Annotated in this window: 13 protein-coding genes; 1 reads left to right on the top strand and 12 read right to left on the bottom strand. The window is 73.7% G+C overall.

Going from position 1 to position 16,005, the window contains the following annotated elements; genetic code table 11:
* Positions 1–27: 27 nt before the first annotated feature.
* From N0B34_RS07785 to N0B34_RS07750, 8 genes are all read right to left on the bottom strand, one after another.
* Entirely contained in the window at positions 28–888 is an 861-nt protein-coding gene (locus N0B34_RS07785) for a shikimate dehydrogenase (protein ID WP_263730779.1), read from the bottom strand.
* 10 nt (positions 889–898) lie between these two features.
* Positions 899–2,155: an endolytic transglycosylase MltG gene (gene mltG / locus N0B34_RS07780; RefSeq protein WP_263730778.1), complete on the bottom strand. Its 1,257-nt coding sequence runs from the start codon at positions 2,153–2,155 to the stop codon at positions 899–901.
* Complete coding sequence (gene ruvX, locus N0B34_RS07775) at positions 2,152–2,706, bottom strand: Holliday junction resolvase RuvX (RefSeq protein WP_263730967.1); 555 nt, start codon at positions 2,704–2,706, stop codon at positions 2,152–2,154. The genes mltG and ruvX overlap by 4 nt, the downstream gene beginning before the upstream one ends.
* 1 nt (position 2,707) lies before the next feature.
* Positions 2,708–5,401, bottom strand: coding sequence for an alanine--tRNA ligase (alaS, locus tag N0B34_RS07770; protein ID WP_263730777.1), 2,694 nt, complete (start codon positions 5,399–5,401; stop codon positions 2,708–2,710).
* A gap of 116 nt (positions 5,402–5,517) precedes the next feature.
* Entirely contained in the window at positions 5,518–5,880 is a 363-nt protein-coding gene (locus tag N0B34_RS07765; RefSeq protein WP_263730776.1) for a hypothetical protein, read from the bottom strand.
* Entirely contained in the window at positions 5,880–6,239 is a 360-nt protein-coding gene (locus N0B34_RS07760; RefSeq protein WP_263730775.1) for a DUF948 domain-containing protein, read from the bottom strand. Before N0B34_RS07760 ends, N0B34_RS07765 begins: the two co-directional genes overlap by 1 nt.
* A 212-nt stretch (positions 6,240–6,451) precedes the next feature.
* A complete protein-coding gene (gene rpsD / locus N0B34_RS07755) occupies positions 6,452–7,078 on the bottom strand; it encodes a 30S ribosomal protein S4 (protein ID WP_263730774.1) in 627 nt (208 codons plus the stop codon).
* Between the two features lie 271 nt (positions 7,079–7,349).
* Positions 7,350–8,747 (bottom strand): replication-associated recombination protein A, encoded by a 1,398-nt coding sequence (locus tag N0B34_RS07750; RefSeq protein WP_263730773.1) that lies wholly within the window; start codon positions 8,745–8,747, stop codon positions 7,350–7,352.
* A gap of 114 nt (positions 8,748–8,861) precedes the next feature.
* Between N0B34_RS07750 and N0B34_RS07745 the strand changes: the two genes are divergently transcribed.
* Positions 8,862–11,096, top strand: a complete 2,235-nt coding sequence (locus tag N0B34_RS07745) for an MMPL family transporter (protein ID WP_263730772.1) — start codon at positions 8,862–8,864, stop codon at positions 11,094–11,096.
* Between the two features lie 19 nt (positions 11,097–11,115).
* On the opposite strand, the gene N0B34_RS07740 is transcribed toward N0B34_RS07745, so the two are convergent.
* Genes N0B34_RS07740 through N0B34_RS07725 form a run of 4 tightly spaced genes read right to left on the bottom strand, consistent with a single transcriptional unit; the run spans position 11,116 to position 15,850 of the window.
* A complete protein-coding gene (locus tag N0B34_RS07740; RefSeq protein WP_263730771.1) occupies positions 11,116–11,898 on the bottom strand; it encodes a GNAT family N-acetyltransferase in 783 nt (260 codons plus the stop codon).
* Positions 11,899–11,907: 9 nt separating this feature from the next.
* Positions 11,908–13,680, bottom strand: coding sequence for an aspartate--tRNA ligase (aspS, locus tag N0B34_RS07735; RefSeq protein WP_263730770.1), 1,773 nt, complete (start codon positions 13,678–13,680; stop codon positions 11,908–11,910).
* Positions 13,681–13,733: 53 nt separating this feature from the next.
* Positions 13,734–15,098, bottom strand: a complete 1,365-nt coding sequence (gene hisS, locus N0B34_RS07730) for a histidine--tRNA ligase (protein ID WP_263730769.1) — start codon at positions 15,096–15,098, stop codon at positions 13,734–13,736.
* A gap of 44 nt (positions 15,099–15,142) precedes the next feature.
* Positions 15,143–15,850: an MBL fold metallo-hydrolase gene (locus tag N0B34_RS07725; RefSeq protein WP_263730768.1), complete on the bottom strand. Its 708-nt coding sequence runs from the start codon at positions 15,848–15,850 to the stop codon at positions 15,143–15,145.
* Between the last annotated feature and the right edge of the window lie 155 nt (positions 15,851–16,005).

Below are 16,005 nucleotides of genomic sequence, written 5' to 3'. Positions count from 1 at the left end.
GGCGTCCGGGCCGGCAGCGAACCGGGGTCAGACCGAGGCCGCGAGGGCGTCCCGCAGCGCGGCGTCCATCGCGTCGAGCGGCGCCGGACGACCGGTCATCAGCCGCACCTGCTCGGCCGCCTGGTGCAGCAGCATCCTCGCGCCGCCCACGGCGACTCCCCCGGCGGTCTCCCACGCCGCGATGAGCCCGGTGCGGGCGGGCGCGTAGACGACGTCGAGCAGGACGCCCTGAGCGGGCGCGACCAAGGCCCCCGCGACGGCGTCGGCGGCGCCGGCGGGCAGCGTGCTGACGACGATGTCGGCCCCGCCGATCTCCGCCCCCGCGCGGTCCAGCGTGCGCACGACGGGGCTGACGCCCATCCGGTGGGCCGCGCGCTGCAGCGGCCCCGACCTGCCGACGGCCCGCACGTAGACGGTCGGCGCGGTGCACCCGAGCTCACCGAGCGCCGCCAGCGTCGACGCAGCCGTCGCGCCCGCGCCGAGGACGGCGGCCGACGGCGCGGCGGGCAGGTCGCGACCCGCCGCGGCGAACCCCTCTCGGAGCGCCGCCACGATCCCGTGCACGTCCGTGTTCGCGCCGGTCAGGCTCAGGGTGCGTCCGACGGGCTGCACCAGCACGGTGTTCACGGCCCCCACCGTCTCGGCCAGTGGCTCGACGTGGTCGAGCAGGCGCAGGACGGTCTGCTTGAGCGGCATCGTCAGCGAGAGGCCCGTCCACGTCCCGTCCAGCGCGCCGACGACGTCCGCGAGCTGGTCCTCCGTGACGTCGAGAGCGTCGTACCGCCATCCGGTCAGGCCGAGCGCCTCGTAGGCGGCCCGGTGCAGCACGGGCGACAGCGAGTGGCCCACCGGGTGGCCGAGCACGGCCGCCCTGCGCTCCTGCGACATCATGGTCCCGTCAGCCGGCCGGCGTGGCGGTGCTGGAGGCGCGGCTGGCCAGCCACGCGTCGTGCTGCGCCTGGTTCTGCTGGTGCTCGGCGTACGTCGTCGCGAACTTCGTCTCGCCCGTGTCGTCGTTGACGGTCATCCAGAACAACCAGGTGCCCTGCGCGGGGTTGAGCACGGCATCGATCGACTTCTCGCCCGGCGAGGCGATCGGCGTCGGCGGCAGCCCCATGTGCTTGTAGGTGTTGAACGGGTTGTCGGCGTTCTGGATGTCCGCGTTGGTCAGCTGCGTCCCCGGCTTGTTGAGGCCGTAGGCGACGGAGGCGTCGATGGACAAGGGCATGCCCTGGGCCAACCGGTTCTCGATGGCCCGCGCCATCATCGGGCGGTCCTCGTCGCGGCGGGCCTCCCGCTCGATCAGGGACGCCTTGTTCAGCACGGTCTCCCACTGGTCCTGCGGCACGTTCTTCGCCGTCAGCACCGAGACGGTCTGGGCCACCATCTGCTTGAGCACCGCCGCGGCCGTCTCACCGGGCTGCACCTGGTACGTCGCCGGGTAGAGCCAGCCCTCGATCTTGCCGTTCGCCTGGGGCGGAAGGCCGATGGCGGCCGGGTCGGCAGCCGCCGCCTGCAGATCCTTCGCGGGGATGAGCGCCACCTCGGTGATCTTGGCGAGGATCTGCGCGGACGTCTGCCCCTCGGGGATCGTCACGCGCATGGAGACCCGGCTCGCGGGGTTCAGGAGCGCGCTGACCGCGTCGGACGCCTTCATCTTCAGCAGCAGGTTGTACGTGCCGGGCTGGATCTTCGCCGCGTCCGGGTTGGCCGAGAACGCCGCGGTGAACGCCTTCTGCGACGCCACGACGCCGGCGTCGACGAGCGTCTTGCCGATCTGCGAACCGCTGTCACCGGCGTTGACCACGACCTGGGCGGACGGGTAGCCCGGTCCGGGGTAGTCGGAGACGGCGCCGGTGGACGAGCCGAGGTGCCAGGACGAGCCGAACAACGAGTACACGACGTAGCCCGCGCCGACGATCATCGCGAGCGCCAGGGTGAGCACCAGGAACGTGCGGCGGCGACGGTGCTTGCGCTCCTTCGCGCGGTGCGCCCGCGCGCTGGAGCGCGACCGACGTGCCGTGGGCGCGGCAGCGGTCTCGATCGCACCGAAGAGGTCGCCCGGGGCGTGCGGGTCGTGGCTCGGCTGCGGCTCACCGGTCGCGTGCGACTCCCCCTCGAGGGGCGGCCACCAGTCGGTTCGGCTGTTGCTCACCTGTGCGTCTCTCCACCAGTCGTCGTGTCCTCCTGCGGACCCCCCAGTGCGCCTCGTCGCGGGTCCGCCTCGACCCGCTCCCCGGGCCGTCGGCCCGTGGCGCGCTCCGCATCCAACGCGTCCTGCAGGATCACCACGGCTGCGGCCTGGTCGACCACCGCGCGGTGCTTGCGCCCGGCTCTGCCGGACGCCGTCAGCGCCCGATGAGCGGCCACCGTGGTCATCCGCTCGTCGACGAGCCGCACCGGGACTGGTGCGATCGCCTGCGCCAAGGTGCCAGCGTACGCGCGGGCCGCCGCGGCTGCCGCGCCCTCGGCTCCGGACAGGTGCCGGGGCAGGCCCACGTACACCACAGCCGCACTCCGCTCGCGCACCTCCTCCACCAGCTGGACCAGGTCGCCCGCGCGCGCGCCGTCCCGCACCGCGCCCCGGGCAAGGGTGGCCACCGGGGTGGCGACCAGCCCGTCCGGGTCGCTCACCGCCAGGCCGACGCGGACCGATCCCACGTCGACCGCGAGGCGGACCCCACGGACGACGGGCTCGGCCGGCACCTCAGGCACGCACCGCCTCGACGACGGCGGACAGGGCCTCGGGCAGCTTGGCCGCCTCCTGCCCACCGCCCTGCGCGAGGTCGTCGCGACCGCCGCCGCCACCACCCAGCACCGCGGATGCCGCGCGGACCATGGCACCCGCCTTCAGGCCCGCCTCGCGGGCCGCCGCGTTGGTCGCCACGACGACGACCGGCCGGCCCTTGCTGACGCCGCCGACGGCCACGACCGACGGAGACGACTCGCCGAGCCGGGACCGCACGTCCGTGACCAGGCCCCGCAGGTCGTCACCGGAACCGACCTCGCCGGCGTCGTGCACGACGACGCGGGTGTTGCCCACCAGCTGCGGGGCGGCCGCGAGCGTGCCGGCCTGCGCGAGCAGCTGACCCTGGCGCAGGTTCGCGAGCTCCTTCTCGGAGTCCTTGAGCCGCGTCAGCAGGCCGGACACGCGGTCGGCCAGCTCGTCGGGCCGCGCGCCCAGCAGGCCCGACAGCTGTCCGACCAGCGCGCGCTCGGTGGCGTGGTACCCGTAGGCGCCGTCGCCGACCAGCGCGTCGACACGCCGGACGCCGGAGCCGATCGACGCCTCGCCGAGGAGCGTGACCAGCCCGAGCTCGCCGGAGCGACGCACGTGGGTGCCCGCGCACAGCTCGCGCGACCAGTCGCCGCCGATCGACACCACGCGCACCTGCCGGCCGTACTTCTCGCCGAACAGCGCCATGGCGCCGAGCGCTCGAGCCTCGTCGATGTCCATCACCTTGTCGGTGACCTCGAGGTCGTCCTGCAGCCGGGAGTTGACGCGCCCCTCGATCTCCGAGAGGGACGACGCGGGCACCGCGGCTCCCGACCGGAAGTCGAAGCGCAGCCGGCTCGGTGCGTTCTCGGACCCGGCCTGCGTGGCCGTCGGGCCCAGCTCCTCGCGCAGCGCCTTGTGCACCATGTGCGTCGCGGTGTGCGCCCGGGCGATCGCCCGACGCCGTGCGACGTCGATCGTCGCCGTCGCCGGCTCGCCGAAGGTCACCGTGCCGTCCACCAGCCGCCCGCGGTGCACGTTCAGGCCCTTGATGGGCGCCTGGACGTCGTCCACCTCGATGCGGGCCCCACCGTCCAGCACGATCGTGCCGGTGTCCGCGAGCTGACCGCCCGCCTCCGCGTAGAACGGCGTGACGTCCAGGACCACCTCGACGTCCGCCGGGGCGACGGCCGCGGGCGCCGGGACGCCGTCGACCAGCAGGCCGACGACGTGCGCGCGCGCCGTGGTGTCGGTGTAGCCGATGAACTTCACGGGCCGCCCGTGCTCGTCCGACAGCCGGGCGTGCAGGTCCGCGTAGGCGGAGGTGTCCGCGTGTCCCGTCTTCTTGGCCAGCGCGTCGGCGCGGGCACGGGCCTTCTGCTCGGCCATCAGGGAGCGGAACGCGCCCTCGTCCACCTGCACGCCGTGCTCAGCCGCCATCTCGAGCGTGAGGTCGATCGGGAAGCCGTACGTGTCGTGCAGCGTGAACGCCTGGGCGCCCGTGAGCACCGGCACGTCCGCCCCGGCGCTCGCCTTCGCCGTGCGCACGGCCGTGTCGAGGATCGCCGTCCCGGACTCGAGGGTGCGCGCGAACGCCTCCTCCTCGCCGTACGCCACCTGGGAGATGCGGTTGAAGTCCTCGGCGACGTTCGGGTACGACGCGCTCATCGCGTCGCGGCTGACCGGCAGCAGGTGCGGCAGGGTCGCCTCCTGCACGCCGAGCAGCCGCATCGACCGGACGGTGCGGCGCAGCAGGCGACGGAGCACGTAGCCGCGGCCCTCGTTCGACGGCGTCACGCCGTCGCCGATCAGCATCAGGGCGGACCGCACGTGGTCCGCGACGACCCGCAGCCGCACGTCGTCGGCCTGGTCGGCGCCGTACCGGCGGCCGGAGATCTCCTCCGCCTTGGTGATGACGGGGAACACCTCGTCGATCTCGTACATGTTCTGCTTGTCCTGGAGCAGGAAGGCCATCCGCTCCAGGCCCGCGCCGGTGTCGATCGCCTTCTTGTCCAGCTCGCCGACCAGCGGGTACACCTTGCCGACGCCCTCGCCACGGATGAACTGGTCGAACACCAGGTTCCAGATCTCCATGTAGCGGTCGCCGCCCGGGTCCACCGTGCCGCCCACCGCCTCGGGCCCGTACTCGGGACCGCGGTCGTAGTGGAACTCGGCGCACGGGCCCGCCGGGCCCGGCTGGCCGGTGTCCCAGAAGTTCTCCTCCCGCGGCAGTCGCACGATGTGCCTCGGGTCCACACCGACCTGGTGCAGCGAGTCCAGCGCGACGTCGTCCTGGTCCCAGATCGTCACCCAGAGCCGGTCGCCGTCGAACCCGTACCGGCCCTCGTCCTGGGAGCCGGTCAGCAGCTCCCAGGCCAGCTCGATGGCGCCTTCCTTGAAGTAGTCGCCGAACGAGAAGTTGCCGTTCATCTGGAAGAACGTGCCGTGCCGTGCGGTGCGGCCGACGTTCTCGATGTCGTTGGTCCGGATGCACTTCTGCACGCTCGCCACGCGCGGCCACGGCGCCTGCTGGGTGCCCAGGATGTACGGGATGAAGGGCACCATGCCGGCGATGGTGAACAGGATCGACGGATCCGGGGAGATCAGGGGCACCGACGGCACGACGGCGTGGCCCTTGCTCTCGAAGTAGTCGAGCCAGCGCTGGCGGATCTCGGCGGTGCGCATGATGTCCTCGTCGTCGTTCGGCGCCCGTTGGCGGGCGGGTTCTCACAGGTGCAGCGTCGCGGCGGGCGACGGTGTTCCGTCTCGGGCGCCGCGGTGGCGGAGGAGCCGGTGGCGGCTCAGAAGAAGGCGTAGCCGTCGTCGTCGTCCGGGTCCTCGGTCGGGTTCTCCGCCCACTCGGGCGGTGCGGCGTGGCGACCGCCGAACGTCTCCCGGAGGGCGGCCCGCCGGGCAGGTGCCTCGGCGCGCAGCTGCTCCACGTCGACGTCGCCCACCAGCGCCTCGCGCAGAGCGCGCTCACGCTCGGCGAACCCGGCCGCGAACTCCCGGCGTGCGCCCTCGGCGGCGCGGGCGAGGCGGCCCGCGCCGGCGACGGCCGCGGTTGCCTCCGGTGGCGCGTACCGCTCCAGCAGCGCGCGGCCCTGGCGCACCACGACCACCGTCAGGGCGACCCCGACGCCCACCCAGAACAGCCGGCGCATCAGCGGCTCCCCCGTCGCACACCTGCCAGCGCGCGGCGCACGGCGTGGCTGAAGGCCGCCACCTTGATCAGCGGGCCGCCGACCGTCGCCGTCATCAGCGCCGTGAGCGCCGAGACGTTCTCCGACACGGAGGCCGCGGCGGAGGTGACGGCGTCGACCTTCTCGAGCTGGAGGTTCCCGCTCGCCACCGCCTTCGCGGCCTCGTCGATGACCGGGACGGTGTGGTCGGTCAGCTCGGTCAGCGCCCGTGTCGCGGAGTCGAACGTCCGGCCGAGCTTCACCAGCGGGAGCGCCAGGAAGCCGACGAGCGCGACGAAGGCCACCGCGGCGATGAGGCCTGCGATGTCGCCACCGGACATGGGTCGCTCCGTCCTGTCGTCCGTACGCCGGGTGCCGCCCGACGCGGCACCGCGGAACGGTGCGGCGCTCCGGCCGCACCAGCGCACCACCCTACCGGCGCGCCCACGCGGGCCCTGCGCCGTGCCCGGCCGGGGCCGGGTGCACGAGAGCCCCGCGACCGGACCGGTGCGGGGCTCTCGTGCAGGTGTCGGGCTCGTCGCCCGACGGTGGGTCAGCGGGCGTAGTACTCGACGACCAGCTGGACCTCGCAGGTCACCGGGACCTCGGCGCGCTTCGGGCGGCGGACCAGCACGGCCGACAGCTTCTCGAGCTGCACGTCCAGGTAGCCCGGGACAGCCGGCAGCACGTCGCGGTGGGCGCCGGCGGCGGCGATCTGGAACGGCGTGGTCGCCTGGCTCTTCGGCTTGATCTGGAGGGTCTGGCCCTCCTGCACGCGGAACGACGGACGGTCCACGATCTTGCCGTCGACCAGCACGTGACGGTGGGTGACCACCTGGCGTGCCTGCAGGATGGTGCGGGCGAAGCCGGCACGCAGCACGAGGGCGTCCAGACGGGTCTCGAGGTCCTCGACGAGGGCCTCACCGGTCAGACCGGGGGCCTTGCGGGCGTTCTCGTACGCCTTGGCGAGCTGCTTCTCGCGCAGCGCGTACTGGGCGCGCAGACGCTGCTTCTCGCGCAGCCGGACCGCGTAGTCCGACTCGGTGCGGCGACGGGCGCGGCCGTGCTCGCCGGGCGGGTACGGCCGCTTCTCGAAGTGCTTGACGGCCTTGGGCGTCAGGGCCAGGCCGAGCGCGCGGCTCAGACGGACCTGACGACGCGAACGGGTCACGTTGGTCACAGAGATGTTCTTCCTGTCGTGGTGATGACGTCACGCCCACGGGCGGACACCGGGTCCGGCGGGCGTGGGGCCGACCATGGAGCCGCCGTCGACGGTGCTGCTGAACCTGCTGCTGACGGTGGCGAGGCTGAGACCCCAGGCGTCGTCGCACGCGAGCGCACGACGAACCCGTCCACTCTACCGGACGTGCGGCGGCCCCGGGACACGCTGTCCCGGCGCTGCCCCGGTGCCGCGGCGGAGCCCATGGCGCCGGCGCCGGGACTCGGCAGGCTCAGCGCGGCTCGTCCGGGTGCAGCAGGGGACGGATCCGCTCGAGGCGTTCGGACACCTGGCGCTCGTACCCGCGGTCCGAGGGCTCGTAGTACCGGGTGCCGACGAGCTCGTCGGGCAGGTACTGCTGCGCGGCGACCGCGTGGGGCTCGTCGTGCGCGTACACGTAGCCCTTGCCGTGCCCCAGCTGCTGCGCACCGGCGTAGTGGGCGTCGCGCAGGTGCGGTGGCACGCTGCCGATCCGCCCGGAGCGCACGTCCGCCAGCGCCCTGTCGATGCCCAGGTAGGCGGCGTTGGACTTCGGTGCCGTGGCCAGGTGCACCACGGCCTCGGCCAGGATGATCCGGGCCTCCGGCATGCCGATCAGGGCCACCGCCTGCGCGGCGGCCACGGCGGTCTGCAGGGCGCTCGGGTCCGCCATGCCGACGTCCTCGGACGCCGAGATGACGATGCGCCGCGCGATGAACCGGGGGTCCTCCCCCGCGGCGATCATCCGGGCCAGGTAGTGCAGCGCCGCGTCGACGTCCGACCCGCGCACCGACTTGATGAAGGCGCTGATCACGTCGTAGTGCTGGTCGCCGTCCCGGTCGTAGCGGACCGCCGCGACGTCGATCGCCCGCTCGACGGTGGCGAGGTCGACCACCACGGGGACGGCGGCCTCGTCCTCCGCCCGTCCGACGGGCGCTGCCGACAGCGCGGCCCCCGCCGCCGCCTCGAGGATGGTCAGCGCCTTGCGTGCGTCCCCGCCCGCCAGCCGGAGCAGGTGGTCCTCGGCCTCCTGCTCGAGCTCCACGCTGGCGGCCAGGCCCCGGCCGTCGGCCACGGCGCGCCGCACCAGTCCGCGGACGTCGTCGACCGACAGCGGGTGGAGGGTCAGCAGCAGGGAGCGGGACAGCAGCGGGCCGTTCACCGAGAACGACGGGTTCTCCGTGGTGGCCGCCACGAGGGTGACCCAGCGGTTCTCCACGCTGGGCAGCAGGGCGTCCTGCTGGGTCCGGGTGAACCGGTGCACCTCGTCGATGAACAGGACCGTCTCCGTGCCGTCCGTGACGAGGCGGCGCCGTGCCTCGTCGATCACCGCACGCACGTCCTTGACGCCGGCCGTCACGGCAGAGAGCTCGACGAACCGGCGACCGGACGTCGCCGCGATGAGGTACGCGAGCGTCGTCTTGCCCGTGCCAGGCGGCCCCCACAGGACGACCGACGTGGGGGCGGCGCGTCGGGCAGCGGGCGACTGCGGCTCGACGAGCCGGCGCAGCGGCGAACCCGGTTCGAGCAGGTGCTCCTGTCCCGCGACCTCCGCGAGGCTGGTCGGCCGCATCCGCACGGCGAGGGGTGCGCCTGCGCTGATCTCGGGCAGGCCCTGCGCGGTCGACTGCACCGCGTCGAACAGGTCCACGGCGGGAAGCCTACGCACCGGCACCGACGCGGCCTGTCGCGGGGCGTCCTCGGCCGCGCCGCACCACCCGTGCGGGCGGACGCGCACCGACGGGAATCCTGCGACGATGACCGCGTGTTCGCACGTCTCGGCCGCGCCGTCGCCCGTCGTCCTCGCACGGCCGTGCTGGTGTGGCTGGTCCTGGCCGCGGTCGCGTACGTGCTGGCGGTCACCAGCGTGACGGGTCAGACGGTGTTCGACCGGCTGACCACGGGCGCGCCGGCGGTCCCCGGCTCGGAGAGCGACGCCGCGGACGCGATCCTCGCCTCGACCGCCCAGGGTGGTGCGTCGCTGACCCTTGCGGTCAGCGGTGCGGACCCGGCGGCTCCCGGTGTCGCCGAGGCCCTGGCGCCGCAGCGCTCGAAGCTCGCAGCAGTCCCGGGCGTCGCCTCGGTGATCGACCCGCTGGTGCTCCCGGGCGGCGTGACCAACCCGGCCGCCATGCCGCTCGTCGCGCGCGACGGCAAGGGCTTCCTGGTCGTCGTCGAGCTCAAGCCCGACGTGACCGGGGACGCGAAGACGACCGCTCTGCACGACGTCGAGACGCTGCTCGGCGGTGTGCCGGACGCTCTGCGGCCCGCGGCTCCGCAGGTGACGGGGGTGGTCGGCGGGACGCCGCTCATCGTCGACGCGATCACCGGCCAGGTGGAGAAGGACCTGCGCACCGGCGAGGCGATCGCGCTCCCCGTGGCCCTGCTGGTCATGGTGCTGGTGTTCGGCGGGTTCCTCGCGGCCGCCATGCCGATGGCCGGCGCACTGGCGTCCATCGCCGGTGGGCTCGCGGCGGTGCTCGGCCTGTCCTACGTGATGACCGTCGACGCGTCCGTGGTGAACGTCGTGACCGTCCTCGGCCTCGGCCTGTCCATCGACTACGGCCTGCTCGTGGTCAGTCGGTACCGCGAGGAGCTGCACCGGTTGACCGACACCGACGGCGGTGCGGCCAGCCGACGCCGCCGCGGGGACGGTGCCGTGGCGGAGGCCGTCGAACGGACCATGGCGACCGCGGGCCGGACCGTCACCTTCTCCGCGCTCACCGTGGCGATCTCCATCGCCGGTCTGCTGGTGTTCCGGCCGGACATCCTGCGTGCGGTGGGTGCCGCGGCGGTCGGTGTGATCGTCGTCGCGCTGGCCACGGCCCTGACGCTGGTGCCGGCGCTGCTCGCCTGGTCCGGACGTCGGCTCGCCCGCCCGAGCGTGCTCGCACGTGTCCCCCTGCTGCGCGCGGTGCTGGCGCGGACGTCCGACGTCCAGTCCGAGGAGGGGTCGTTCTCCCGGCTGGCCGCCCGCGTCCAACGACGGCCGTGGTGGGTGATGGGCGGCACCCTCGCGCTCCTCGCCCTGCTCGCCTCGCCCCTGGCCCACCTCGAGCTGCGGAACTCGGGGGCGGAGCTGCTGCCCCGCGGCAGCGACCAGGTGACGTTCCTGCGGCTGCTGGCCGACCAGTACCCCTCCGCGGCGGCCCCCGCCATCACGGTGCTGGTGCAGTCGAGCATGGAGCAGGGCACGGCACTGGCCACGAAGCTGGCCGGCACGTCGCACGTGCGGTCGGTCGACCCGCCCGCCGCCGTCGGGTCGTACGTGCAGATCGGGCTGCGGCTGGACACCACGGATCCGGCGGGCGCGGTCGCCCGCGGTGTGGTGAAGGACGTGCGGGCGCTGCGTCCGGGGTTCCCCGTGTGGGTCACCGGTCAGGCGGCGCACGAGCTCGACTTCCAGAAGGCGCTGGCGCAGCGCGCGTGGCTCGCCGGGGGCATCGTGGCGGTGGCGACCCTGGTGCTGCTCTTCCTGATGACCGGCTCGGTGGTGGTCCCGCTCAAGGCCCTGCTGACGAACGTGCTGTCGCTGTCGGCATCGCTCGGCGTGCTCGTCTGGACCTTCCAGGACGGCCACCTGGCCGGCCTCCTCGGGTTCACCTCGGTCGGTGGGATCGAGACGTACGTGCTCGCGCTCGTCGTGGCCTTCGCCTTCGGGCTCGCGATGGACTACGAGGTGTTCCTGCTGTCCCGGATCAAGGAGCTGTACGACGGCGGGGTGACCAGCGACGACGCCGTCCGGCTCGGTCTGCAGCGGTCCGGCCGGATCATCACGTCGGCCGCCGCCATCGTCATCGTCGTCTTCAGCGGCTTCGTCGCCGGCCGGCTCCTGGTGATCAAGGAGGTGGGCTTCGCCCTGGCGGTGGCGGTGCTGGTCGACGCGACCGTGGTCCGGGTCCTGCTGGTACCGGCGACGATGACGGTGCTCGGCCGGTGGAACTGGTGGGCGCCGGCACCGCTGCGCCGGCTGCACGAGCGGCTGGCCATCACGCACTGACGGCCCTGGGCGGCACCTCTCAGTGGCCGGGGTGCGTCGCCGGCAGGCCGACGGGCCGGTACGAGCGGCGCTGATGATCGGTGCGGAAGCCCAGCGCCGCGTACATCGCCAGCGCGGCGTCGTTGTCCGCCCACACGCCGAGGGACACCCACGGCGACCCCGCGCGGAGCGCGTCCCCCACGGCCGCCGCGGTGAGGGCCCGACCGAGTCCTTGCCGCCGCGCAACGGGGTGCACGCCCAGGCCGTGCAGGTGCCACGTGGCGTGCCCCGGTTCGGCGGCGCCGCGTCGGGACGCCCCGATGACGCCGAGCAGCCCCCCGTCGTTCGACGCGACGCCCCACCAGCCGGCCTCGTGCGGACCGGCGGGGTCCGCCTCCGTACCCGGGTTGGCGGCCCGGAGGCACTCCCGGATGGACTCGGCGTCAGCTGCAGGGTCGAGCCGCACCACGTCCGTCTCGCGCGGCTGGGGCGGTGGCGCAGTGTCGGTCGACAGCCAGTCCCAGCCCGGCAGAGGCTCGACGTCCAGCGCCGCCGCGACGTCGGACGCGAGGTCACCGTCGCGGGGCAGCGTCAGCCAGTGCAGCGGACCCCGCAGCCGGCCGGACGACACCAACGCTGTGACCAGGCGCGCCGCGGCGCCGTCAGGACCGTACGCGGCGACGGACGTGCCCGACCGGTGCGCGGCGACGGTCACCAGGGCGTCGCCGTCGACCTCCAGCCGTGAGCGCTCGAGGCCGACGGCGTCCGAGCAGACGAGCCTGTCCTGCCGCCACCTGGACGGCAGCTCGTCGAGCCGCGTCATCCCGTCCGCTCAGACGGCGGGTGCGGGCGCCTTGGGCTTGGCGTCCACCCCGGCCTCGCGACGCTGCTCGGGTGTGATCGGAGCCGGCGCGCCCGTCAGCGGGTCGAACCCGCCACCGGACTTGGGGAACGCGATCACGTCGCGGATCGACTCGGCGTGCGTGAGCAGCGCGACGATCCGGTCCCAGCCGAACGCGATGCCGCCGTGCGGCGGTGCGCCGAACTTGAACGCGTCGAGCAGGAAGCCGAACTTCTCCTGGGCCTCGTCGTGGTCGATCCCCATCACCGCGAACACGCGCTCCTGCACGTCGCGGCGGTGGATACGGATGGACCCGCCGCCGATCTCGTTGCCGTTGCAGACGATGTCGTAGGCATACGCCAGGGCGTTGCCCGGGTCCTCCTCGAACCGGTCGATCCACTCGGGCGTCGGCGAGGTGAAGGCGTGGTGCACAGCCGTCCAGGCGCTGGTGCCGAGCGCGACGTCGTCGTCCTCACCCGTGGGCTTGAACAGCGGTGCGTCGACCACCCACACGAACGACCAGGCGTTCTCGTCGATCAGCTCGGCGCGCCGGCCGATCTCCAGCCGCGCCGCACCGAGCAGCGCGCGCGCCTCGGAGGCCTTCCCCGCTGCGAAGAACACCGCGTCGCCCGGCTTCGCGCCGACCGCGGCCGCCAGCCCTGCGCGCTCGTCGTCGGAGATGTTCTTCGCGACCGGCCCGGCCAGCTCGCCGTCGTCGCCGACCGTCACGTAGGCGAGGCCCTTGGCGCCGCGCTGCTTGGCCCACTCCTGCCACGCGTCGAACCCGCGGCGCGGCGTCGTTGCTCCCCCGGGCTGCACGACGGCGCCGACGTACGGCGCCTGGAACACCCGGAACGGCGTGCTCGCGAAGTACTGGGTCAGGTCGGTCAGCTCGAGACCGAACCGCAGGTCCGGCTTGTCCGTGCCGTACCGGGCCATGGCGTCGGCATAGGTCATGCGCGGGATCGGCGTGGTCAGGTCCACGTCGATCAGCGCCCAGACCTCCTTGAGCACGTCCTCGGCGACGGCGATCACGTCGTCCTGGTCGACGAAGCTCATCTCGACGTCGAGCTGGGTGAACTCCGGCTGGCGGTCGGCCCGGAAGTCCTCGTCCCGGTAGCAGCGGGCGATCTGGTAGTACCGCTCCATGCCGGCGACCATCAGCAGCTGCTTGAACAGCTGCGGCGACTGCGGCAGGGCGTACCAGCTGCCGGGAGCCAGGCGTGCCGGCACCAGGAAGTCGCGCGCACCCTCGGGTGTCGAGTGGGTCAGCGTCGGCGTCTCGAACTCGACGAAGCCCTCCGCGTCGAGCACCCGACGCGCCGCCTGGCTCACCTTGGCGCGCAGCCGCATGGCATGCGCCGGGGCCGGCCGGCGCAGGTCCAGGTAGCGGTACCGGAGGCGCGCCTCCTCGCCGACCGGCTCGTTCAGCGAGGTCGAGACCTGGAACGGCAGCGGCGCCGCCTCGTTGAGCACCACGACCTGGTCGGCGACGACCTCCACGTCGCCCGTGGGCAGGTGCGGGTTCTCGTTGCCCTCCGGGCGGCGGCCCACCGTGCCGGTCACCTGCAGCACGTACTCGGCACGCAGCTCGTGCGCCACGGCCTCGTCCCGGATCACCACCTGGGCGATCCCCGAGGCGTCGCGCAGGTCGACGAAGGCCACGCCGCCGTGATCACGCCGCCGGTCCACCCACCCGGTGAGGGTCACGGTGGTGCCGATGTGCTCGGCTCGCAGCGAGCCGGCGGTGTGGGTGCGCAGCACGGGTCGTCCTTCGTCGTCAGGGGGTGCGCGCCCGGCGGGGCGCCCGCACGATCCTAGTGCGCGTCTCCCGGCACGACCCTGGGCCACCGGTCGGCCGCCGGCGGTTCCCAGGCCGCCGCGTCGGCAACCACCTGCTCGCCGGAGCGGATGTCCTTGACCTCGTCCGGGGCGCCCTCGGCGCCGAGGAACCAGACGAACGGGATGCCGCGACGGTCCGCGTGCCGGATCTGCTTGCCGAACTTGGCCGCCGCCGGGGCGACCTCGACGGGGATGCCGCGGTTCCGCAGCGCCGCAGCCACCTCGTCGGAGCGCTGCCGCGAGTCCTCGTCCGTCACGGCGACCAGCACGGCGGTCGGCACCGCACGGGTCGCGCGCACGAGGCCGGCGGACAGCAGCCGGGAGACGAGCCGGCTGACGCCGACCGAGAGGCCGACGCCGGGGTAGGTCGTGGCACCGTCCGACGCCAGGGTGTCGTACCGGCCGCCGGAGCAGATGGACCCGAGGTGCTCGTGGCCCACGAGCACCGTCTCGTAGACCGAGCCGGTGTAGTAGTCCAGTCCTCGCGCGATCTTCAGGTCCGCGACGACGGTGCCGGGCAGCCGGACAGCCGCCGCCCTGATGAGCATGCCCAGCTCCTCGAGGCCCTCGTCGAGCAGGTCGGACGAGACGTCGTACCGCTTCGCCAGGTCCCGCACCCGGTCGACGACACCCTCGTCCGGCCCGGAGATCGCCGCGAGCTCGAGGCAGGCGGTCGCCTGGTCCGCGGATGCCCCGGCCTCCTCCACCAGCAGCTCGGCCACCACCTCCGGACCGACCTTGTCGAGCTTGTCGATGCTCCGCAGCACCGCCTCGACGTCGTCGAGACCCAGACCTCGGTAGAAGCCCTCCGCGACCTTGCGGTTGTTCACCAGCACCCGCACGGGCGGCACACCGACCTCCTGCAGCGCGGAGAGCGCCTCGGCCATCACCAGCGGCAGCTCGACCTCGTAGTGGTACGGCAGCGAGCCGGCGCCCACCACGTCGATGTCCGCCTGGATGAACTCCCGGAACCGCCCGTCCTGGGGCCGCTCACCGCGCCACACCTTCTGGATCTGGTACCGGCGGAACGGGAAGGCGAGGTGGCCGGCGTTCTCCAGCACGTACCGCGCGAACGGCACGGTCAGGTCGAAGTGCAGGCCGAGGGTGTCGCCCCGGTCCTCCTGCTGCGGGTCGGCCTGCAGGCGCCGCAGCACGTAGACCTCCTTCGAGGTCTCCCCCTTGCGCAGCAGCTGGTCGAGCGGCTCGACGGCTCGCGTCTCCACACCGGCGAAACCGTGCAGCTCGAACGTGCGTCGGAGCACGTCCAGCACGTGCTGCTCGACGATCCGACCTTCGGGGAGCCACTCGGGGAATCCGGACAGCGGTGTGGGGCGTGCCATGGGCACCGATCCTCCCAGAACAGCGCGCCTGGGCGGTCCGCGGCTCAGCGCAGGTAGGGGTTCCGCCCGAGCTCGGTGGCCAGGTCGGTCGCGGGGCCGTGGCCGGGCAGGACGACGGCCCGAGGCGGCAGCGAGCGGACGACGAGCCGGAGGGTCCGGCTCATCGCGACGGCGTCGCCCCCCGGGAGGTCCGTCCGGCCGACGGTGCCGGCGAACAGCACGTCCCCCGTGAGGACGATCGGCCGCTCGTCCCGTGGTTCGAGCACGTAGACGACCGATCCCTCGGTGTGCCCGGGCGCGTGCCGGGCCACCACGGAGAGCTCTCCGAGCACGAGCCGTTCCTCGGCGGCGCCGTCCGCGCACACCGGACGCACGTCGTGCGGCGCGACCCACTCCGACGGGTCGGCTCCGAGCCGCCGGAGCTCGGCGGCCAGCGGACCCTCGGGCGAGCCGACCGCCGCGCCGAGCACGCCGAGCGTCCCCCACGGGTCCGCGAGCCGGTAGACGTCGGCCGCGTGCACGACGACGGGGACCCCGAACCGGTCGGACAGTCGACCCGCGTCCCACGTGTGGTCGGCGTGCCCGTGCGTCGCCAGCACCGCCCGGGGTCGCAGCCCGCGCTGCTCGACGAGCGCGCCGACCGTGTCCGCGACCAGGGCGCCGGCGTCGACGACGACGCACGAGCCCTCGTCCCCGACCACCACGCAGCAGCGCGCCCCGAGCAGGGGCGACAACACCTCGAGGACCTCCACCCCGGCACGCTACGACCGCCGGCCCGTGCAGAGCGTCCACCTCGTGCACCCGCGGACGAGATCCACCGTCGCACGGGCGGGCGTGGTGGTCGTCGCGCCGCGCCCCTTGCCTAGACTGTGCCCGGTCCTACGGCGCGGTGCCGCAGGTGGTCCCA

Origin of the sequence: Cellulomonas sp. SG140, from assembly GCF_025770785.1 — a bacterium.
Lineage (GTDB): Bacteria > Actinomycetota > Actinomycetes > Actinomycetales > Cellulomonadaceae > Cellulomonas.
The sequence above is the reverse complement of the archived record's forward strand: the minus strand, read 5'-3'. Positions and strand labels throughout refer to the sequence as shown.

Coding starts and splice junctions, on each gene's coding strand:
- N0B34_RS07785 (WP_263730779.1), bottom strand. CDS start 888: ATGTCGCAGGAGCGCAGGGCGGCCGTGCTCGGCCACCCGGTGGGCCAC.
- alaS (WP_263730777.1), bottom strand. CDS start 5,401: ATGCGCACCGCCGAGATCCGCCAGCGCTGGCTCGACTACTTCGAGAGC.
- N0B34_RS07765 (WP_263730776.1), bottom strand. CDS start 5,880: ATGCGCCGGCTGTTCTGGGTGGGCGTCGGGGTCGCCCTGACGGTGGTC.
- N0B34_RS07760 (WP_263730775.1), bottom strand. CDS start 6,239: ATGTCCGGTGGCGACATCGCAGGCCTCATCGCCGCGGTGGCCTTCGTC.
- N0B34_RS07740 (WP_263730771.1), bottom strand. CDS start 11,898: ATGACGCGGCTCGACGAGCTGCCGTCCAGGTGGCGGCAGGACAGGCTC.
- hisS (WP_263730769.1), bottom strand. CDS start 15,098: ATGGCACGCCCCACACCGCTGTCCGGATTCCCCGAGTGGCTCCCCGAA.